The organism is Tsukamurella conjunctivitidis (assembly GCF_007858475.1).
Lineage (GTDB): Bacteria > Actinomycetota > Actinomycetes > Mycobacteriales > Mycobacteriaceae > Tsukamurella > Tsukamurella conjunctivitidis.
On record NZ_VIGX01000008.1, the window covers coordinates 134,573 to 154,273 of the forward strand.

At 72.2% G+C, this 19,701-nt stretch carries 15 protein-coding genes; 7 read left to right on the forward strand and 8 right to left on the reverse strand.

The genetic code is table 11. The features are described from left to right. Window positions 1-34 precede the first annotated feature (34 nt). Window positions 35-2,089 (forward strand): phenylacetic acid degradation bifunctional protein PaaZ, encoded by a 2,055-nt coding sequence (gene paaZ, locus FK530_RS15555; RefSeq protein ID WP_146487944.1) that lies wholly within the window; start codon window positions 35-37, stop codon window positions 2,087-2,089. After that, window positions 2,086-2,508: a hydroxyphenylacetyl-CoA thioesterase PaaI gene (gene paaI, locus FK530_RS15560; protein ID WP_231706657.1), complete on the forward strand. Its 423-nt coding sequence runs from the start codon at window positions 2,086-2,088 to the stop codon at window positions 2,506-2,508. The genes paaZ and paaI overlap by 4 nt, the downstream gene beginning before the upstream one ends. Here paaI and FK530_RS15565 read toward each other — a convergent pair. From FK530_RS15565 to FK530_RS15590, 6 genes are all read right to left on the reverse strand, one after another. Beyond that, a complete protein-coding gene (locus FK530_RS15565) occupies window positions 2,501-3,391 on the reverse strand; it encodes an ABC transporter permease (protein ID WP_146487945.1) in 891 nt (296 codons plus the stop codon). The genes paaI and FK530_RS15565 overlap by 8 nt on opposite strands. Beyond that, a complete protein-coding gene (locus tag FK530_RS15570) occupies window positions 3,388-5,841 on the reverse strand; it encodes an alpha/beta fold hydrolase (protein WP_231706658.1) in 2,454 nt (817 codons plus the stop codon). The genes FK530_RS15565 and FK530_RS15570 overlap by 4 nt, the downstream gene beginning before the upstream one ends. A 132-nt stretch (window positions 5,842-5,973) precedes the next feature. Then, window positions 5,974-7,008 (reverse strand): Atu2307/SP_0267 family LLM class monooxygenase, encoded by a 1,035-nt coding sequence (locus FK530_RS15575; RefSeq protein WP_146487947.1) that lies wholly within the window; start codon window positions 7,006-7,008, stop codon window positions 5,974-5,976. A gap of 43 nt (window positions 7,009-7,051) precedes the next feature. Next, complete coding sequence (locus FK530_RS15580; protein ID WP_146487948.1) at window positions 7,052-8,263, reverse strand: SfnB family sulfur acquisition oxidoreductase; 1,212 nt, start codon at window positions 8,261-8,263, stop codon at window positions 7,052-7,054. Further along, window positions 8,260-9,369 (reverse strand): dimethylsulfone monooxygenase SfnG, encoded by a 1,110-nt coding sequence (gene sfnG, locus FK530_RS15585; RefSeq protein WP_146487949.1) that lies wholly within the window; start codon window positions 9,367-9,369, stop codon window positions 8,260-8,262. Before sfnG ends, FK530_RS15580 begins: the two co-directional genes overlap by 4 nt. A 29-nt stretch (window positions 9,370-9,398) precedes the next feature. Continuing rightward, a complete protein-coding gene (locus tag FK530_RS15590; RefSeq protein WP_223120280.1) occupies window positions 9,399-10,517 on the reverse strand; it encodes an LLM class flavin-dependent oxidoreductase in 1,119 nt (372 codons plus the stop codon). Between the two features lie 231 nt (window positions 10,518-10,748). On the opposite strand from FK530_RS15590, the gene car reads away from it, so the two are divergent. The 5 genes from car (at window position 10,749) to FK530_RS15615 (ending at window position 18,314) form a co-directional block, all read left to right on the forward strand. Then, window positions 10,749-14,054: a carboxylic acid reductase gene (gene car, locus FK530_RS15595; RefSeq protein ID WP_231706659.1), complete on the forward strand. Its 3,306-nt coding sequence runs from the start codon at window positions 10,749-10,751 to the stop codon at window positions 14,052-14,054. 181 nt (window positions 14,055-14,235) lie between these two features. After that, window positions 14,236-14,796 carry a single-stranded DNA-binding protein gene (locus FK530_RS15600; RefSeq protein ID WP_158645113.1) on the forward strand — a complete coding sequence of 187 codons (561 nt, stop codon included), beginning with the start codon at window positions 14,236-14,238 and terminating at the stop codon, window positions 14,794-14,796. Between the two features lie 227 nt (window positions 14,797-15,023). Continuing rightward, window positions 15,024-16,436 carry a nitrate/nitrite transporter gene (locus FK530_RS15605; RefSeq protein ID WP_146487953.1) on the forward strand — a complete coding sequence of 471 codons (1,413 nt, stop codon included), beginning with the start codon at window positions 15,024-15,026 and terminating at the stop codon, window positions 16,434-16,436. Then, window positions 16,433-17,590, forward strand: coding sequence for a uroporphyrinogen-III synthase (locus tag FK530_RS15610; protein WP_231706660.1), 1,158 nt, complete (start codon window positions 16,433-16,435; stop codon window positions 17,588-17,590). Before FK530_RS15605 ends, FK530_RS15610 begins: the two co-directional genes overlap by 4 nt. A 1-nt stretch (window position 17,591) precedes the next feature. Next, window positions 17,592-18,314, forward strand: coding sequence for a sirohydrochlorin chelatase (locus FK530_RS15615; protein WP_146487954.1), 723 nt, complete (start codon window positions 17,592-17,594; stop codon window positions 18,312-18,314). Window positions 18,315-18,339: 25 nt separating this feature from the next. On the opposite strand, the gene FK530_RS15620 is transcribed toward FK530_RS15615, so the two are convergent. Both FK530_RS15620 and FK530_RS15625 read right to left on the reverse strand, forming a co-directional pair. Continuing rightward, on the reverse strand, window positions 18,340-18,984 hold the full coding sequence (locus FK530_RS15620) for a protein kinase family protein (RefSeq protein ID WP_146487955.1): 645 nt from the start codon (window positions 18,982-18,984) through the stop codon (window positions 18,340-18,342). A gap of 15 nt (window positions 18,985-18,999) precedes the next feature. Further along, window positions 19,000-19,674 (reverse strand): serine/threonine-protein kinase, encoded by a 675-nt coding sequence (locus FK530_RS15625; protein ID WP_146487956.1) that lies wholly within the window; start codon window positions 19,672-19,674, stop codon window positions 19,000-19,002. Window positions 19,675-19,701: the final 27 nt, after the last annotated feature.

The following is a 19,701-nucleotide window of genomic DNA, read 5'->3' on the forward strand; positions in this document are numbered from 1 at the left end:
ACCGACCGAACATACGGTAATAGGAGCGTGCTTCATGGACAGCAGGATGGTCGAGAGTTACGCGTGCGGCCGGTGGCACCGGGCGACGGACGAGGGGCGGGCGGTGATCAGCCCGGTCGACGGTGCCGAGGTCGCACGGGTCTCGTCCGCCGGGCTGGACGTCGCGGCGATGGCGGCGTACGCCCGGGAGACGGGCGGGCCCGCGCTCGCCGCGCTGACCTTCCACGAGCGTGCCGCGGCGCTCAAGGCGCTGGGCCTGACGCTCATGGCCGGCAAGGCCGAGTTCTACGCCGAGTCCGCGCGGACCGGCGCCACCGAGCGCGACTCCGCCGTCGACATCGACGGCGGCTTCGGCAATCTGCTCAGCTACGCGAGCAAGGCCAAGCGCGAACTCCCCAACGACGTGATCCACCTCGACGGTCCCGTGGAGGTGCTCGGCAAGAAGGGCACCTTCCTCGCCCGCCACGTCCACACGTCGCGGCGCGGCGTCGCCGTGCAGATCAACGCGTACAACTTCCCGGTGTGGGGATTCCTCGAGAAGCTCGCGCCCGCCTTCATCGCCGGCGTGCCGACCATCGTCAAACCCGCCACCCAGACCGCCTACCTCACCGAGCTGGTGTTCCGCCGGATCATCGAATCCGGCCTGCTTCCCGAGGGATCCGTGCAGCTGCTGTGCGGCGACCCGGCGCCGCTCCTCGACGCCCTCGGCGGCCAGGACTCCGTGGCCTTCACCGGCTCCGCGCACACCGCGGCGACGCTGCGCGCGCGCCCCGCGCTGGTGGAGCGCAGCGTGCACTTCACCGCGGAGGCCGACTCGCTCAACGCCTCCGTCCTCGGCGCCGACGTCACGACGGACGACCCCGAGTTCGAGCTGTACGTCAAGCAGCTCACCACCGAGATGACCGTCAAGGCGGGGCAGAAGTGCACCGCGATCCGCCGGGCCCTCGTGCCCGAGCCGATGGTCGAGGCGGTGATCGAGGCCGCGCGGGCGCGGCTGGACCGCGTCGTGGTCGGTGCCCCCGGCGCCGAGGGGGTCACCATGGGGCCGGTCGTCTCCCTCTCGCAGCGCACCGACGTGCTCGCCGCGGTCGACAAGCTGCGCGGCGCCGCCGAGCTCGTGGTCGGCGACCCGGACCACATCGCAGTGGTCGGCGGGGACGCGACGACCGGTGCCTACCTGCCGCCGATGCTGCTGCGCAGTACCGATCCCGAAGCGCCCGAGGTCCACGAGATCGAGGCCTTCGGGCCCGTCGCGACGATCATCGGGTACCGCGACACCGCCCACGCGGTCGAGCTCATCGCCCGGGGCGGGGGCAGCCTCGTCGCCTCCCTTGTGACCGCCGATCCACAGCTCGCCCGAGAGGTGCTGCTCGGGATAGCCCCGTTCCACGGCCGGCTCCTGGTCCTCAACGCCGAGGACGCCCGCGAGTCCACCGGCCACGGCTCGCCGCTGCCCGTGCTGGTGCACGGCGGTCCCGGCCGGGCCGGCGGCGGCGAGGAGCTCGGCGGCATCCGCGGCGTGCTGCACCACATGCAGCGCACCGCGATCCAGGGCACCCCGGAGGTGCTCGCCGCCGCGACCGGCCAGTGGGTCGCCGGGGCGCCGCGCACGGAGGGCGACGAACACCCGTTCCGCAAGTCCCTGGCCGAGCTCCGCCTCGGCGACACCATCGTCGGCGGCCCGCGCACCGTCACCCTCGCGGACATCGGCCACTTCGCGGAGTTCACCGGCGACACCTTCTACGCCCACACCGACCCCGAGGCCGCGGCGGCGAACCCGCTGTTCGGCGGCATCGTCGCGCACGGCTACCTCGTGGTCTCCCTGGCGGCGGGCCTGTTCGTCGATCCCGCTCCGGGGCCGGTACTGGCGAACTTCGGCGTCGACTCGCTGCGCTTCCTCACGCCCGTGCGCGCGGACGACGCGCTCACCGTCACCCTCACCGCCAAGCAGATCACCCCCCGCAGCGGTGCCGACTACGGCGAGGTGCGGTGGGACGCGGTGGTCACCAATCAGGACGGCGCACCGGTCGCGACCTACGACGTGCTGACGCTGGTCGCCAAGACCCTGGACGGGGGCGAGAGCGCATGAGTACGGCGGTGAGCGGCGGCTGCGAGCCCGCGCGGTCGATGTTCGCGGCCGACAACGCCTCCCGGGCGCTCGGGATCGCTGTCGTCGACCTCAGCGCCGGGACCGCGATGACCACGATGACGGTGGGGGAGACGATGGTCAACGGCCACGGGATCACCCACGGCGGCTACGTCTTCCTACTCGCGGACACCACCTTCGCCCTCGCCTGCAACTCCCGGGGCGACGCCGCCGTGGCCGCGCGAGGCGACATCCGGTTCCTCCGTGCCACGCGCGCCGGCGACGTGCTCACCGCCACTGCGGTCGAGCGGGAGCGATTCGGACGCAACGGCCTCTACGACGTGACCGTGCGCCGCGGCGACGAGGTGATCGCCGAGTTCCGCGGCGACAGCCGCACTGTTCCCCCTCCGGTTCCTAGCTGACCACGTCCTTGGTGCGGAAGCCGCGCACGGCGAGTGCGACGAAGACGACGCCGATGCTCACCGACAGCGACGCACCCTGTGCCATCGCCGCCCACTCGATGCTGGGCTGGAGCAGATCGGTCCAGGCGTACTGCCAGTGCGCGGGCAACGCGGCGCGCAGGCCTCCGAGCGCAGTGACCTGATCGAGGACGCTGCCGATCACCGTGAGGCCCACGGCTCCTCCGACCGCCGCGAGCGGCGCGTCGGTGCGGGTCGAGAGCCATAGGGCGAGGCCGGCCGTGGCGAGCTCGGAGACGATGATGAACCCGGCCGCGAGGAGGAGCCGCCACAGGCCCTCGGCCGGCGGCAGGGCCGCGTTCGCAGGGGTCTGCAGGGGACCCCAGCCGTAGGCGAGCGTCCCCGCGATCAGCGCCACCGCCGTGAGTAGGGCGACCGACGCCACCGAGAGGATCAGCGCCACGATCGCCTTCGTCGCCAGCAGGCGCGTCCGGGGGACGGGTGCGGCCAGCAGATATCGCAGCGAGGACCAGTCGGCCTCCGAGGCCACGGCGTCGCCGAAGTACAGCGCCACCGGGATCACCAGGAGGAAGCCGGTTCCCGCGATGAGGACGGTCGCCGTCAGGTTGAGCCCCGATGCGGTCGCCACGTCGAACATCGACGGCCGCCCGTTGTCGCGGCTCGAGTCGTCGGTCCCGATGGCGAGCGCGATGATGAGCACGATCGGCAGCGCGGCGAGCAGTGCCGCCATCACCAGGGTGCGTCGGCGCCGCAGTTGCCGGGCGAGCTCCACGCGGATCGTCAGCGTGCGTCGGGGCGCGTAGCCCGGGGCGGCGCCCTGGGTCGCGTCGCGCGCGATCGCGGAGTCCTTCGCGGTGGTGGTCATGCCTCGTCTCCCGTCAGCTGGAGGAACGCGTCTTCGAGGGTGCGGGAGCCGCCGTCCGCGCCGGCCTGCACGATCTCGTCGACCGTGCCCGCGGCGATGAGCCGGCCGCGCTGCAGCACCACGACGTGCGTGCAGGTCTGCTCGACCTCCGCCAGCAGATGACTGGACACGATCACGGTGCGGCCGGTGGCGCCGTAGCGGACGATCGCGTCGCGCATCTCGCGGATCTGAGACGGGTCGAGCCCGTTCGTCGGTTCGTCCAAGACGAGCACGTCGGGCAGTCCGAGCATGGCCTGCGCGATGGCGAGTCGCTGCCGCATGCCCTGCGAGTACGTGCGGACCGGGCGTTCCAAAGCACTGCCGAGGTCCGCGATCGCGAGCGCTTCGGCGAGATGTGCTTGATCGGCGGGGCGGCCGGTGGCGCGCCAGTACAGGTCCAGGTTCGCGCGGCCGGAGAGGTGTGGGAGGAAGCCCGCGCCCTCGACGAAGGCGCCGACGCGGGAGAGCACCGGCGCGCCCGGGCGGATCGCGTGTCCGAAGACCCGGATCCCGCCCTCGTCGGGTGTGATCAGGCCCATCAGCATCCGCAGCGTGGTCGTCTTGCCGGCGCCGTTCGGGCCCAGGAGGCCCAGGACCTGGCCGCGGTCCACGCGGAAGGTCACGTCCTGCACGCTGTAGCCGTCGCCGCCCGCGTACTTCTTCGACAGCCCGGTGACCTGCAGTGCGACGTCGGCGAGAGCGGGGTCCGCGGCCGGCGCGCCGCGCGGACGGCGCACGAGCAGCAGGGCCGCGCCGATCGCGAGCGCCGCGATCGGCAGCACCCACACCCAGGTGGGCAGTGGCGCCGGCGCCGTCTTCAGGGCGGGCACCTCCGGCACCGTCAGCGGGCTCGTCGGCGTGATCGTGTGCGTCGCCGGTGCGTTCGGCGAGAGATAGGCCAGGTCCGTGGTCGCGAGCGCCAGACGCATCCGGTGTCCGGCCGCGAACTCGTGGTCGATGACGGGCAGTCGGATCGTGGCCGTCGCGGCCCCCGCCGTCAGCGGGATCCGGATCGGAGCGGCGAGCTGCTGCGGCAGGATCGGCGTGCCCTCGGGGCCGACGTCGTAGAGCTTCGCGAAGAGCACCGCCTCCGGCGCTGGGGAGTCGACCTTGATCGTCACCGTCGGGCCGCCGGTAACGGTCACCGGTCCGCTCAGCGGTTCGGAGTCGAAGACCGCGGCCTGCGCAGGCAGATCGCGTGAGAGTCCGAACCCTCCGAGTGCCGCCGCGGACGACGCCAGGCCGCCCAGCCCCGGGACGCCGGAGATCGACGGCGGCGCGCCGCCCGCGGGGTTCTCGGCAAGCTGCGGGCCGCCCGGTAGGGCGACGGTGCGCGTGATGGTCCCGTCGAGCCCGGGATAGGCGTCGGTCGTCGAGGTCCGCACGGTGCGCTCGCCGGTCTCGCGGTCGACGCCGCCCGAGCGGGACACCTGGAAGGCCGGCACCGCGGGGGCGTCCCCGGCCTTGAGGTAGCGGTCGAACCACTCGGCGGTACGTGCGTTCACCCGGGCGTCCTCGGCGCTGCCGGCGTCGTGGCCACCGGCGATCCAGTCGACGGCGACGGGCGCGCCGTTCGCGGCGATGCGTCGCGCCGCCGCGTCGGCGTGGTCGAGCGGGAACAGGGAGTCGAGCTCGCCCTGCGCAAGGTAGGTCGGTACTCGGATCTCCGCGCCGACCGACGCGGGGCTCCGCGCGGCGAGCAGCGCGCGGTCGGCCTCGGTGAGGGCGCCGCCCTGTGCGATCCGCGTGTACATCTCGCAGACGGCCGGCTCGAACCGTGCGCAGCCCCCGCCCATCGTGAACAGGATCCCCGCCCACTGCTTCTTGTAGACGCCGCCCGGGAAGAGCGCCTGCTCGAGGTCCCAGTAGGTGATCCGCGGTGCGATCGCGTCGACGCGCTTGTCGTGCCCGGCGAGGAGGAGCGCGAGGGCGCCGCCGTAGCTCCCGCCGGCTACACCGACGCGGGGATCGCCGGTCCCGTCCTGCTGCACGTCGGGGCGTGCGGAGAGCCAGTCGAGGAGTTTGCGGGCGTCGGCGACCTCGGCGTCGGGGGAATCGAGGCCGACGAGCCCCGTCGACTTCCCGAAGCCGCGCGCCGTGTACGTGAGCACCGCGTAGCCGCGTCCGGCCAGCTGCTCCGCCTCGGCGCGGACATCCTCCTTGGAGCCGCCGAAGCCGTGCGCGAGGAGCACTGCGGGGACGGGCTCGGCACCGTCGGGCCGGAAGAAGGAGGTGTCCAGGTTCACGCCCGCCCCGTCGACGACCTGGTCGGTGCGCTGGAACGACGGCGCGCTCCGACCTCCGAGCCCGCACGCGGCGAACGCGGCGAGGATGATCACGACGGCGACCAGCGCCGCACCGGTGAGGAGGGGGCGCTGCACGGCGCCGCGCAGAGCGCGAGGAGGGGGCACCCGACCAGGATATGTGCGGTTCCTCGGGCGTGCCGTCGAGCGGAGTTCGCCCTGGGCGAAGGGCGCCCCGCCAGCGCGCGGACACGTCATCGCAGGGGTTGGGATCACCGAGGACGAACAGCGGGCACGGCGTCAGTCGCTGAGCATGTCCTTGACCATCGGGACCACCTGCTCGCCGTAGAGCGCGATCGAGTGCATCAGGTCGGCGTGCGTCACGGGCTGGTCGTACTTGAGGTCGAACCGGTCTACGCCGAGCGTGCGGATCGTCGCGGCGATCCTCCGCGCGACGGTCTCCGGCGAGCCGAGGTACAGCGACCCGGATTCGACCTCGCGCTCGAAGTCGCCGGGTGCGGGCGGCGGCCATCCGCGCTCCGCACCCATGCGGCGGCGCATCTGTAGCCAACCGTCGTGGACCAGTTCGCGGGCGCGATCGTCGGAGTCGGCGACCAGGCCGGGTGAGTGCACCGCGATCGGTTGCGGGGCACCGCCGAACTCGTTCTCGGCGCGACGGAACAGATCGGTGTACGCGGTGAAGCGCTCCGCCGGCCCGCCGATGATCGCGAGGAAGAGACCGAAGCCGTACCGGGCGGTGCGGACCACCGACTCGGGGCTGCCGCCGACGCCGACCCAGGCGCGGATGCCATCGGCCGTGGTCGGGTACACGCGCTGGTCGGTGAGCGGCGCGCGGGTGGTGCCCGACCAGGTGACCGGCTCCTCGGTGAGGAGCGCGGCCAGCAGTTCCAGCTTCTCCTCGAACAGCAGCTCGTAGTCCTGCAGGTCGTAACCGAACAGCGGGAAGGACTCGGTGAACGATCCTCGGCCGGCGACGATCTCGGCGCGGCCCTGCGAGACGGCGTCGAGCGTCGCGAAGCGCTCGTAGACGCGGACCGGATCGTCCGAGCTCAGGACCGTCACCGTGGAACCGAGGCGGATCGACTCGGTGCGTGCAGCGATCGCCGCGAGCACCATCTCCGGACTCGAGACGGCGAAGTCCGCGCGGTGATGCTCGCCGACGCCGAAGAAGTCGAGGCCCGCGCGGTCGGCCACGACGGCCTCCTCGACGAGGTCGCGGATCACCTGGGGATGCTGCAGCGGCGCGCCCTGCGCGTCCTTGGTGACGCCGCCGAACGTGTCCACACCGAACTCGGGAATCTTCACGGTCGCCATCGTACACCAATCGGACCGCAGTCCGTATCGAGCGCTCGGGGCGCTAGACGACGCCGTGCAGCGGCGGCCGCTCCTCGTTCAGCGTGAACCGACCCAGGTGATTGACCTTGTAGCGCACCGGATCGTGCAGGGTGTGGGTACGCCCGTCGCGCCAGTACCGGTCGAGGCCGGCGTCGCCCGCGGCGCTCCGGGTGCCGCTCACCTCGAACAGTGCCGACGGCACCTCGACGGCCGCACGGTCCGCGAGTACCTTCGCGGTGGCGACGGCGAGGGAGGCCTCGGCGGCGGTGTCGGGCCCCGGCGCCGCGAAGGCGCCGTCCACCGCACGCGCGGCGACGGCGAGCGCCGCCTCCGCGGCGCGGACCGTCACCGTGAGCTCGCCGAAGCGTTGGATGACGAGCGGATCGTCCTGCGCGCGATCGACGTCCGCCTCGAACCAGGGACGGGACTTGGTGCGGACGAACTCGGCGGCGGCCTCGAGTGCGCCGCGCGCGATACCGGTGTCGATTGCGACGTGCAGCAGTTGCGCGAAGGCTCCGTAGCCGGTGGGTTCGGAGACCGCGGGCGAGCGCGGGAGGATCGCGTCCACGGGCACGGCGACGTCGTCGAAGCGCACTGTTCCGCTCCCGGTCGTCCGCTGCCCGAGCCCGTTCCAGTCGTCGGCGATGGTGATGCCCGGGGTGTCCGCCGGGACGAAGGCGATGATCTGCTCCCCGGAGTCCGCGTCGCGCGCCAGTACCGCGAGAAGGTGCGCGTAGGGCGAGCCCGTGCAGTAGAACTTCTCGCCGTCGAGGTGTGCGCCCTCAGCCGTGCGCGTCAGCGTGGTCGCGACGTCCGCCACCGTTCTTCCGCCGCGCTCGGATTGGGCGTTGGCGATCCGAGCCCCGTCGAGCACCTGACCGAAGATCCTGCGCTGCAGGATCTCCGAGCCCGCCAGACGCAGCGCCGTGAGGTACACGTAGTGGCTGTGCGGGATCTGCGCCAACGACGGGTCGGCGGTGGCGAGCGTGCGGAAGACCTCGGCGACGACCGACGGCGGCAGGTCGGGCCCGCCGAAGCGGGCCGGTACGGTCAGCGCGAACAGGCCGGCGTCGGAGAGGTATTCGACCTCCGCGTGGGGCTGGCTCCGCTCGCGGTCGCGCTCGGCGGCACCGTCGGCGAAGCGCGCCGCGAGTTCGCGCGCCGCGTCGACGGCGGCCGCGGCGGAGTCGATCGCCGCGGCGGGCCGCGAGTCGGCTACCGGCGCGACCGTCACACCAGCGCCCCGGCGCGGCTCGCCTCGATCTCGCGGACCAGTGGCAGGACCTTCTCGCCGAAGTACTCGATCTCCTCCTGGAAGTGCAGGAAGCCGCCGAGGATGAGGTCGACGCCGAGCTCCTTGTAGGCGACGATCCGTTCCGCGACCTGCTCCGGCGTGCCGATCAGTTGGGTGCGGAAGCCGTCGTTGTACTGCACGAGGTCCTCGAACGAGGAGTCCGCCCACATGCCGCGGCCATCGGAGGTGGACTTGCCGGCCTGCTGCACCGCGTCGCGGAAGCCCTCGACGGCGGGCTTGTTCGCCTTCTCGACGATCTCGCGCAGGGTGTCCCGCGCCTCCTTCTCGGTGTCGCGGGCGATGATGAAGCCGTTGAGCCCGAACTTCACCTCGCGCTGCGCCTCGCGGGCGACGCGGCGCAGATCGTCGAGCTGGTCGGTGACCCCGTCGAAGTCCTTGCCGTTCGAGAAGTACCAGTCGGCGTACTTCCCGCCGTTGATCCGCGCGGCCGACGAGTTGCCGCCCTGGAAGAGTTCGGGATTCGGGCGCTCGGGGGTGTTGAGCGGCTTGGGCTTGAGGGTGAAGTCGCGGATGCGGTAGAAGTCACCGCCGAAGTCGACGTTGTCCTCGGTCCAGATCTTGCGGATCACCTCGAGGAACTCGGCGCTGCGGCGGTAGCGCTCGTCGTGCTCGAGCCAGGGCTCGCCGAGGGCCTTGAACTCGCCGGCGAACCAGCCCGAGACGACGTTGATCGCGAACCGGCCGTTCGACAGGTGGTCGGCGGTGGCGCCGAACTTCGCGAGGACCGCCGGGTGCCAGAGGCCGGGGTGCACGGCCGCGATGACCTTGAGCTTCTCCGTGGCGCCGAGCAGGGCCAGGCTGAAGGAGGTGGACTCGTGCTGGTACTCGGCGCCGTAGCTCGCCATGTACCGGACCTGCGAGAGGGCGTACTCGAAGCCCACGCGTTCGGCTGTCTGCGCCAGCTTCTTGTTGTACTCGAAGTCCCAGCTGGTGCGCTGCTCGATGTCGCTCGTCACCAGGCCGCCCGAGACATTGGGCACCCAGTAGGCGAACTTGATCTCGTCGGCGATCTTCTCGGTGGTCATGCGGAGTCCTTCGGGTCGGAGAACCGGGGCTAGGAAGTGGGGGAGAGGTTGGGCAGGAAGGCGCCGCGCACGGGCTCCGACGATGCGCCTGGAGCGCCGAGGAGGCCGCGGGCCGCGAGGCGGGGCCGGACGCCCTCGCCGAAGTGGTAGGCCTCCTCCAGGTGCGGGTACCCGGAGAGGATGAAGTGGTCGAGCCCGAGGTCGGCGTACTCGGCGATGAGGTCGGCGACCTCGTCGTGCGAGCCGACGAGAGCGGTACCCGCCCCGCCGCGGACCAGTCCCACCCCGGTCCACAGTCCCGGGTAGACCTGGAGTGAGCGGGCGTCGGCGGCCTCGTCGAAGGCCGCTCCGCCGCCGTGCAGCTCGCGCATGAGCCGCTGGCCCTCCGACTCGCTCCGGGCGAGGTTGGCCTGCGCCGCGCGCACCGCGGCGGGGTCGAGGTTGCCCAGCAGCCGGTTGGCCTCGGCCCAGGCCTCCTCGCTCGTGTCGCGCGAGATCACGTGCAGGCGGATTCCGTAGGTGAGCTCGCGCCCCTGTGCGGCGGCGAGACCGCGGATCCAGTCGAGCTTCTTCTTCACCTGCGCGGGCGGCTCGCCCCAGGTGAGGTAGGTGTCGGCGTGCTTCGCGGCGACGTCGCCGGCGGCGGGGGAACTGCCGCCGAAGAAGATCGGGGGCGCGGGGTCCGGGCGGCGCGCGAGCAGGGCGTTCTCGGCGGAGACGTACTGGCCGGCGACGTTCACGGGCTGCGTCGAGCTGAACAGTTGCCGCGTGATGTCCAGGAACTCGCCGCAGCGGGCGTACCGCTCGTCCTTGCTGAGCGTGTCGCCGAAGGCGCGCTGCTCGGACGACTCGCCGCCCGTGACGACGTTGAGCAGCACCCGCCCGCCGGACTGCCACTGCAGCGTGCTCGCCATCTGGGCGGAGAGCAACGGGCTGACCAGGCCGGGACGCAACGCGACGAGGAACTTGAGCTTCTGCGTGGCCTCGGTGAGCAGCGCCGCCGTGAGCCAGGCGTCCTCGCACCACAGCCCGGTGGGGATGAGGACGGCCTCGAACTCGTTCGCCTCCGCGGCGAGTGCGAGCTGCTTGAGGTAGTGCAGGTTCGCCGGCCGGTCGCCGCTCATCGAACTGCCGTGCCCGCCCGCCATGAGGTTCCGTGAGTCGCCGTAGGTGGGCAGGAACCAGTGCAGGTGGAGGGGGGTGCGCGGGCTCACGTCGGCCTTCCGTTCGGTGGATCGGGATGTGGAGCGCAAGTCCACCACCATGGCGTCGCGGGGGCCAGGTTTGGACTCGCGATGCGTCGAACGTGCGGAGTTACCGATCAGTAGCTAAGCTAGGGAAAGGGTTAGTTAGAGTTCCGTAGTGAAATGAGGTGTCAGATGTCGATCGAGGCAGTGCAGGGTAGCGATCCGGCGATCACCGGTTCGGAGGCCACCGGACAGGCCGGTGCGCACGACGAGCGGCTTCCCCAGGTGATCGCGCGGATCTTCGCCCGGTTCGCGGACCGGCCCGCGTTCGCCACTCGGGACGGTGGGCCGCGCGCTCCGTACGTCACCGTCTCGTACGGGGAGATCTGGCGGCGGGTCACCGCGCTCGCCGCCGCCTGGCAGAGCGAACTGGCCGCGGGCGACTTCGTCGCGATCCTGGGCTTCACCAGTGCCGACTTCGTCACCGTCGACCTCGCGACCACGATCCTCGGCGCGCCGAACGTTCCCCTGCAGGCCGGCGCCCCCGCCGCCCGGATCGCCACGATCCTCGACGAGACCCGGCCGAAGATCTTCGCCGTGAGCGCCGATCAGGTCGACCTCGCCGAGCAGGCGCTGGCGGAATGCTCCGCCACGCCGCGGGTCGTCGTCTTCGACGGTGACCACCCCGGCTACGAGGGCCTGGAGGCCGACGTCCTCGCGGGTGAGGCGCTTCCCGCGCCCGCGCTCTTCGCGCCCGAACCGGGCTCGGACCCGCTCGTCACCCTGATCTACACCTCGGGCAGCACCGGGACCCCGAAGGGCGCGATGTACACGGAGCAGCTGGTCTCCGACGCGTGGCTCAAGGTGGACAGCATCGTCGACGTCGACCTGCCGTCCGAGTCCTTGCTGCACTTCCTACCGATGAGCCACATGTACGGCCGCAACTGGCTCATCGCCGGACTGGCCTCGGGCGGGACCGGCTACTTCGCCGGGGCGTCCGACATGTCGACGCTGTTCGAGGACCTCGCAGCCGCGCGCCCGACCGCGATCGGCCTCGTGCCCCGGGTGTGCGAGTTGATCCACCAACGCTTCCTCGCCGTCGAGGCGGAGACCGACACCGAGACGGCCCGCGAAGAACTGCGCGACCGGGTTCTCGGCGGGCGGCTGCAGGCCGCGATGTGCGGCAGTGCCGCGCTGTCCGCCGACCTGCAGGCCTTCATGGAGTGGCTGCTGGGCATCGACATCCAGATCGGCTACGGCTCCACCGAGGCCGGCGGCGTCATCCGCGACGGCGTGGTCGTGCGGCCCCCGGTGACCGAGTACAAGCTCATCGACGTCCCCGAACTGGGCTACTTCGTCACCGACTCCCCGCATCCGCGCGGCGAGCTCCTGGTCAAATCGACGCAGCTCATCCCCGGGTACTACAACTCCGACAAGCGGATCCGCGACGACGAGGGTTTCTACCGCACCGGGGACGTCATGGCCGAGCTCGCGCCCGATCACCTCCAGTACGTCGACCGCCGCAGCAACGTGATCAAGTTGGCGCAGGGCGAGTTCGTGCCGATCGCGCAGCTCGAGGCCACGTACGCCGCCGGCCCCGATGTGCACCAGATCTTCCTGTACGGCACCAGCGAGCGGTCGTATCTCCTCGGGGTCGTGGTGCCGGCGCCGGGGCCCGACGGGGAGAGCGACTCGGAAGCCCGTGTCCGCGTGCTCGACGGACTCGCGGCGATCGCGCGCGACAACGACCTCGCCGGGTACGAGCTGCCGCGCGATGTGATCATCGAACGCGAGCCCTTCTCCCAGGAGAACGGACTGCGCTCCGGAATCGGCAAGCTCGTCCGCCCGGCCCTCAACGCCCGCTACGGCGCGGAGCTCGACGCCTTGTACGCCGCGGCCGAGGAGCGTCGCCGCGACGGACTGCGCGCGCTGGACGCCGACGGCTCGGTGGCGGAGACCGTCGTGCGGGCCGCTGCTCTCACCCTCGGTGTGCTGCCCGAGGAGCTCGACGAGGACACCAGGTTCCTCGACCTGGGCGGTGATTCGCTCTCCGCCCTCTCGCTCGCGACCACCCTCGAGGGCGTCTACGACCTCCCCGTGCCGGTACAGGCGATCGTGGGCCCCACCGCGACGCTGGGCGGCGTGATCGCGCACATCGAGGAGGCCCGCGCGGGTGGCGTTCAGGCTCCCACCGCCGCGTCCATCCACGGCGCCGACGCCGAGGTGGCGCGCGCGGCCGACCTGCGCCTCGACCGGTTCATCGACCCGGGGCTGCTGGCGGCGGCCCCGTCGATCCCCGCGCCGCACGGAGAACCCTCGACGGTCTTCGTCACCGGCGGAACCGGCTACCTCGGCCGGTTCCTCCTGCTCGAGTGGCTGCGCCGCGTCGCGCCGCACGGGGGCACCGTCGTCGCGCTGGTCCGCGGCGCCGACGCCGACGACGCACGTCGCCGCGTCTTCGACGCGATCGGGACCTCCGATCCCGCGCTCACGACGGAGTTCGCGAGCCTCGCCGAGCGTCACCTCGAAGTGGTCGCCGGCGACTTCGGCGCGCCGTCCCTCGGCCTCGACGGTCCGACCTGGGAACGCTTGGCGAACAGCGTGGACCACGTGGTCCACTGCGGCGCTATGGTCAACCACGTCCTGCCCTACGACCAGCTCTTCGGCCCGAACGTGGTGGGCACGGCGGAGATCGCCCGCCTCGCGATCACCGTGCGGCGCAAGTCGATCGACTACGTCTCGACGGTCGCCGTGGTCCCGCAGGACGACGGCCGCCTCCTGGCGGAGGACGACGACGTCCGGGTGGCGGGCGCCGAGCGCCGGATCGGTGCGGACGCCTACGCCAACGGCTACGCGGTGAGCAAGTGGGCGGGCGAGGTACTGCTCCGTGAGGCGTCCGACCTCGCGCACCTGCCGGTGCGGGTGTTCCGCTCGAACATGATCCTGGCGCACAGTCGGTTCCGCGGTCAGTACAACCCGGTGGACCAGTTCACGCGGCTGCTGCTGAGCATCGCCGAGACGGGGCTCGCGCCCGCCTCCTTCTCCGCCGATCCGAGCGGGCCGCGGGCGCACTACGACGGCCTGCCGGTGGACTTCACCGCCGAGTCGATCGTCACCCTCGGCGCCGCCGGGCGCGAGGGCTTCCGGACCTTCCACGTCCTCAACGTCGACGAGGGCGGTGCCGGGCTGGACGACTTCGTCGACTGGATCGCTGAGGACCGTCCGATCGAGCGTGTCGCGGACTACTCCGAGTGGCTCGCACGGTTCGAGGCGGCGCTGCGGGCGCTGCCCGCCGAGGACCGCCAGCGGTCGGTCCTCCCGCTGCTGCATTCGTTCGCCCGGCCCGCAGCGGCCGGCGCGGGTTCGGCGCTGACGGCCGACCGGTTCCGGGAGGCGGTGCGCGAGGCGAAGGTGGGGCCCGGCGACATCCCGCACCTCGATCGTGCACTCGTCGGTCGGTACCTCGATGGCTTCACCGCGGCGGGGTGGCTGGCGTAGCCACCCTGCCACGGCGGTCCGACACGCGCACCGTCGAGACCGCCGCCATCCACAAGTAAGCGTACGAAACGTGTTTTCTCCACAGGTCCCGCCCTGGACGCCGTCCGGGGCGGGACCCGCGCATGACACTCGTTCACGACGGCCGGGAACAACCGGCCGCGACACGACGAGGAGGCGCGTCATGCCCGGGGTACTTGTTTTCGCAGCGGGGAACGTCACGAACGACCTGACCTACCGGGAGTCCACCCGCGATCAGCGGCACGACTTCCTGAGCTTCACGATGGCGGCCAACAACGGCTACCTGGACGAGAACGGCGAGTGGAAGCAGACCAGCACCGTCTGGCTCAACGTCAAGGCCTTCGGCGCGCTCGCCCGCAACGCGCGCGCCGTGATCGCGAAGGGCCGGCCCGTCATCGTGCACGGCGAGCTCAAACACGAGACCTTCGACGGCGCGGACGGGCAGCGGCACAGCTCGCTGGATCTCAAGGCCGACGCGATCGGCCTCAACCTGCGGATGTGCGCGAGCCAGTACGTCGGCACGGGGGAGAGGTACCGGGAGATCGCGTCGCCGCCGCTGGAGACCGCTGCCGGGGGGCCGGATCGTGACCGGGCGGCGGGAGCGACGCCCGCCGACGACGACTCGGTTCGTGACCCCGTCCACGACGGCCCGGCGCAGGACGTCGTGGGCGAGGGCGACGAGGCCGGCCGCGCACCGGCCGCCGTGGGCGCGCCGGACTTCTAGAGCGGCCGCGGCCGCGCCCCGGTGCGGCGACGAGGCAGGGGCCTCGCTCACCCGGAGACCGCGGACGAGCCGGGGCGTCGCCGCAGCCCCGATGTCGGCCTCACACCCGGTGGTGCGTGGGCGTGAGGTCGAGTTCACGGGGCGGACACCGCGGGAACCGGCGCCGCAACATCGGCTGCCTACCTTCGACGCGAAAGAGATCGTCGACGCACCGAGAGGTCTGGGACATGAGCCGATCACACACGATCACGGACTGGGATCCGGAGAACCGACGCCAATGGGAGTCGGGCGGTGAGAAGGTCGCGAAGCGGAACCTGCTGTGGTCCGTCGTCGCCGAGCACGTGGGTTTCTCGGTGTGGTCCCTGTGGTCCGTGATGGTCCTGTTCATGCCGCAGGACGTCTACGGCCTGAGCACGGCCGACAAGTTCCTCATCGGCGCCACCGCGACCCTCGTGGGCTCGTGCCTGCGGATCCCGTACACGCTGGCCACGGCGCGTTTCGGCGGCCGCAACTGGACGATCTTCAGCGCCTTCGTCCTGGCGGTCCCCGTGATCGCGACGATGCTGATCCTCGCGAACCCCGGGCAGCCGCTGTGGGTGTACCTCGCGTGCGCGGCGCTCACCGGTTTCGGCGGCGGGAACTTCGCGTCATCGATGACCAACATCAACGCCTTCTTCCCGCAGCGGCTCAAGGGCTGGGCGCTCGGGCTCAACGCGGGCGGCGGCAACATCGGCGTGCCCGCTGTGCAACTGGTGGGGCTCCTCGTCATCGCGACCGCGGGCAACCGCGAGCCGTACTGGGTGTGCGCCGTCTACCTGGCGCTGCTGGCCGTGGCCGGGATCGGCGCGGCCCTGTTCATGGACAACCTCCAGGTCCCGACGGTCGACACCGCCGCGATGCGGGCTTCCACCCGCGACCGGGACACCTGGATCGTCTCCCTGCTCTACATCGGCACGTTCGGCTCCTTCATCGGTTTCTCCTTCGCCTTCGGCCAGGTCCTGCAGGCCACCTTCCGGGCGGGCGGCGAGTCCGCGGCGCAGGCCTCGCTCCATGCCGCGCAGATCGCCTTCATCGGTCCGCTGCTCGGTTCGATCTCCCGGGTCTACGGCGGCAAGCTCGCCGACCGGCTGGGCGGTGGCCGGGTCACTCTCTACGTCTTCACGGGAATGATCGCAGCGGGCGGCGTCCTCATCGCGGCGGCCACGACGGCCGGCTCGGGCGCCCCGTCCGGTGCCGTACTCGGCGCGTACGTCCTCGGATTCATCGCCCTGTTCCTGCTCAGCGGCCTGGGCAACGGCTCGGTCTACAAGATGATCCCGTCGATCTTCGAGGCCAAGGCGCGCTCGCTCGACGCCGATGAGGCAACCCGCACCCACTACTCCCGCGCCATGTCGGGGGCGGTCATCGGCATCGCGGGCGCGATCGGCGGCCTCGGTGGCGTCGGGATCAACCTGGTGCTGCGGGCCTCGTACCAGTCCTCCGGCACGGCGACGATCGCGTTCTGGGTGTTCGGCGCCTTCTACGTTCTCGCAGCACTGGTCACCTGGAAGGTCTACGTGCGTACGCCCGCCCCGCGCGGACATGGGACGCTTGACGCAACGCCGCGCGACGATGCGCTCACCGTCGCCGACACCCGATGACCGCAGTACCGAAGGAGTCCGATCCGATGACCGAGGCGCCGGCCCGCCCCCTAGTCGGATTCACCGTGGCGATCACCGCCGCGCGCCGCGCCGACGAGCTGGGCACCCTGCTCGAGCGGCGCGGCGCGGCGGTGCTCGCCGCACCCGCGATCGCGATGGTGCCGCTCTCGGACGACGAACGCCTGCGCGCCGCGACCGAGGAACTGCTGGCGAGTCCACCCGATCTGCTCGTCGCGACCACCGGCATCGGCTTCCGCGGTTGGCTCGAAGCGGCCGAGGGGTGGGGGCTCGCGGAGCAGCTCGTCGCGGCCCTCGGGGGCGGCCGGGTGATCTCCCGCGGGCCCAAGGCGACCGGCGCGCTCCGCGCCGCGGGCCTGCGCGAGGAATGGTCGCCGGAGTCGGAGTCCTCCGCCGAGGTGCTCAGTCACCTCTCGACCTCCGATCTCAGCGGGCTCCGGGTCGCGGTCCAGCTGCACGGAGCCACCGACAAGTGGGACCCGAACCCGGGCCTCCTCGACGGGCTGCGGGCCCTCGGCGCACGGATCGTCGAGGTCCCGGTCTATCGCTGGGAGCGGCCCGCCGACGTGACCGGGCTCGACCGGATCATCGAGGCGCTCGCGACGTCCGCAGTCGACGCCGTCACCTTCACCTCCGCGCCCGCCGCCGCGTCCATCCTGGAACGGGCCGCGGAACTCGGGCTCGACGGGGCCGTGCGGGGCGCGCTGGGCGGCGCCGTCGTGCCCTACTGCGTGGGGCCGGTGACCGCGACTCCGCTCGACCGCCTGGGGATCGACACCGTCACCCCCGAGCGGATGCGGCTCGGAGCACTGGCACGCCTGGTCGAACAGGACCTGCCCGCCCGCAGACCCGACCTCCCCGTCGCCGGGCACCGCCTCGGCCTGCGCGCGCGGGGCGCGGTCGTCGACGGCGACGAGCGTGAGCTCACGCCCACGTCGATCGTCCTGCTGCGCCTGCTCGCCCGCGAGCCCGGCGCCGTCGTCTCCCGGGAGGACCTGCTCGCGGCACTGGGCGGTGACGATCCGCACGCCGTCGAGGCGGCGGTCGCACGACTGCGGACGGGCCTGGGGCACAAGGAGATCGTCGCCACGGTGGTCAAACGCGGCTACCGCCTCGCACTCGATGAGGAGCACTGACGTGGGAACCCTGTTGGTGGCGCACGGCACCCGGAGCGACCACGGCGTCGCGATGGTAGGCGATCTGGCGGCGGCGATGTCCGCGCGGCTGTCCGAGACCGTCCGGGTGGCCTTCGTCGACGTCCTCGGTCCGACCCCGGCGGAGGTCCTCGCCGACCTCGACCACGAGCCGACGGTGGTGGTGCCCGCATTCCTGTCCAGCGGCTTCCACGTCCGTCACGACCTGCCGCGGGAGGTCGCCGAATCGCGGCACCGCGCAACGACGGTCACACCGGCGCTCGGCCCTTCCCCGGAGCTCGCCCGGGCGATGTTGGGGCGCCTGCAGGAAGCGGGCTGGCAGCGCGGCGACGCCGTCGTCATGGCTGCCGCCGGCACTCGCGACATCCACGCGCAGGGGGAGCTGCGGCGGACCGCCGCAGCGCTCTCCGCCCTGGTGGGGAGCCGGGTCTCCATCGCCTTCGCGGCCCCGAGCCAGCAGAGCGAGGGCTACCGGTCCGTCCCGGAGGTCGTCGCGCGCGTCCGGGCCGACGGTGCGCGGTCCGTCGCCGTCGCCTCCTACCTGCTTGCCGAGGGGCTGTTCCAGCAGCGCCTGCGGGACGCCGGTGCCGAGGTGGTCGCCGCTCCGCTGGGCCTGCACCCGGCCGTCGTGCGGCTGGCGTGCCTGCGTCGGCGCCACGCGGGTCTGACCGCGCCGCCGCGCCGGGACGTCATCGTCGGTCGCTGAGCCGGCCGGCCGGTCGCCGCGCCGGTCAGGACAACGAGTCGACGACGAGGATCCCGACCCACAACAGGACACTCAGCACCGCGAGCGTGGCGGCGATCAGTGCGAGCAGCCGGAGTGCCGACATCCGTCGAGCCCGGTCGGCGACTCCCTCCGGGAAGTCGAAGAGTTCCGGGGCGACGGTGTCCGCGGGTGGAGGTGCGAGCGCCGCTGCGAGCGCGCGGGCGAAGTCCGTGGCCGACTGGTATCGGAACGCGGGATCGCGCGAGGTCGCCCGGGTGAGCGCAGCCTCGAGACCCGGTCCCAGAGCCGGCCGAGCGCGACGTGCATTGGCGATCCGGAAGGAGTTGGGCGTCGTTCCCGTCAGGAGCGTGTACGCCGTGCTGGCCAGGGAGAAGACCTCGGATCGCGCATCGGGGATCGCTCCGCCGAAGATCTCCGGGGCCGCGTGTGCGCCGGTGTCCGGCGCTGCGCCGAGGCTCGCCGGGTCGACGAGGACGACGCGGCCGTCCGAGGCCAGCGCGATCGCGGCGGGACTGAGCCGCCCGTGCGGGTCGCCCGCCGCCGCCCGGCCGTCGATCTCCGCGGCCACCGCCGAGACGACGTAAGCGACCTGATTCGCGGCGAGCGGCCCCGTCGCACGGACGCGGCCGGCGAAGTCGCCGTCGGTCATCGGGTCACCTCCGGGTCAGGAGCCGCTGAGGAACAGCGCCATGAAGCCCGCCGCGGCGAGGACGATCAGCAGGAGGAAGACGATCGGTAGCGCGGCCTCGGGGAGCTCGAAACGCCGCCGCGGGTCCGGCGCCGCCCGCGCCGCCGGGGCGGGGACGACCAGTTCCGGCTCCGGCGCGGGGGCCGGGGACCGCACCGGGATCGTCGAGGCATGGACGGGCTGGTCGAGCGCCTCCGACAGTGCCGTCGCGAACTCGGTCGCGGTCGCGAACCGCAACTCCGGAGAGCGAGCGGTCGCCTGGAGGAGGACGCCGTCGACCCCGGGGCCGAGGTCGGGGCGGTCGCGGCGCACCGTCGCGAAACCGTACGGGTTGGGCGGATGGCCGGTCAGCAGCGTGTACGTGGTGTTGCCGAGGGAGTACACCTCGGACTGCCCGGTGATGAGCCCGGTGTCCCGGATCTCGGGGGCGGCGTAGATCACGGCCTCGTCGCTGTCGGACACGTCGATCAGCTGCGGGTTCCCCGCGGGATCGATGGAGAGCGCAGCCGGACTGATCCGTCCGTGCGGCGTGCCTGCACGCCCCCGGGCATCGACGGCGGGCGCGATCGAGCCGATGAGGAAGCCGACGTCGGCGGCCGCCAGGGGCCGCCGGTCGCGCAGTCGAACCGAAGGGTCGCCGTGACCTGTCATCGCTACTCCTTCACCAGTCAGGAGCAG

Excerpts from the sequence above, each read along its gene's own strand:
- paaZ (WP_146487944.1), top strand. The coding sequence starts at position 35 with ATGGACAGCAGGATGGTCGAGAGTTACGCGTGCGGCCGGTGGCACCGG.
- paaI (WP_231706657.1), top strand. The coding sequence starts at position 2,086 with ATGAGTACGGCGGTGAGCGGCGGCTGCGAGCCCGCGCGGTCGATGTTC.
- FK530_RS15565 (WP_146487945.1), bottom strand. The coding sequence starts at position 3,391 with ATGACCACCACCGCGAAGGACTCCGCGATCGCGCGCGACGCGACCCAG.
- FK530_RS15575 (WP_146487947.1), bottom strand. The coding sequence starts at position 7,008 with ATGGCGACCGTGAAGATTCCCGAGTTCGGTGTGGACACGTTCGGCGGC.
- sfnG (WP_146487949.1), bottom strand. The coding sequence starts at position 9,369 with ATGACCACCGAGAAGATCGCCGACGAGATCAAGTTCGCCTACTGGGTG.
- FK530_RS15590 (WP_223120280.1), bottom strand. The coding sequence starts at position 10,517 with ATGGCGGGCGGGCACGGCAGTTCGATGAGCGGCGACCGGCCGGCGAAC.
- car (WP_231706659.1), top strand. The coding sequence starts at position 10,749 with ATGTCGATCGAGGCAGTGCAGGGTAGCGATCCGGCGATCACCGGTTCG.
- FK530_RS15600 (WP_158645113.1), top strand. The coding sequence starts at position 14,236 with ATGCCCGGGGTACTTGTTTTCGCAGCGGGGAACGTCACGAACGACCTG.
- FK530_RS15605 (WP_146487953.1), top strand. The coding sequence starts at position 15,024 with ATGAGCCGATCACACACGATCACGGACTGGGATCCGGAGAACCGACGC.
- FK530_RS15610 (WP_231706660.1), top strand. The coding sequence starts at position 16,433 with ATGACCGCAGTACCGAAGGAGTCCGATCCGATGACCGAGGCGCCGGCC.
- FK530_RS15620 (WP_146487955.1), bottom strand. The coding sequence starts at position 18,984 with ATGACCGACGGCGACTTCGCCGGCCGCGTCCGTGCGACGGGGCCGCTC.
- FK530_RS15625 (WP_146487956.1), bottom strand. The coding sequence starts at position 19,674 with ATGACAGGTCACGGCGACCCTTCGGTTCGACTGCGCGACCGGCGGCCC.